This is a genomic window from Vibrio sp. 10N.222.52.B7 (genome assembly GCF_041474275.1).
GTDB classification, from domain to species: Bacteria; Pseudomonadota; Gammaproteobacteria; order Enterobacterales; family Vibrionaceae; genus Vibrio; species Vibrio crassostreae_C.
Genome location: NZ_JBFRTU010000590.1, coordinates 1 through 211, shown reverse-complemented (window position 1 = coordinate 211; position 211 = coordinate 1). Strand labels below are relative to the sequence as shown.

The window sequence follows — 211 nt, the reverse complement described above, 5'->3', positions numbered from 1 at the left end:
TCTTATTACTGCGTTCATTTACCGATGTATTTAGCTTAGCTTTCTTTATTGTGATTGCCGTGAATAGCTTAATGGCACTGCCTTATGTGATTAAAACCTTAGCCCAACCTATGTTGCATTTATCTCAACAGTATCAATACGTGTGTGCAAGCTTGGGAATGACAGGTTTCACTCGTTTTAGGCTGGTGGAGTGGCGCGCACTACGTAAACC

At 41.7% G+C, this 211-nt stretch carries 1 pseudogene; it reads left to right on the top strand.

Annotation, left to right across the window (positions count from 1 at the left end):
- Positions 1 to 211 (top strand): annotated as a pseudogene (gene thiP, locus AB4512_RS24340) (thiamine/thiamine pyrophosphate ABC transporter permease ThiP); the annotation flags it as partial.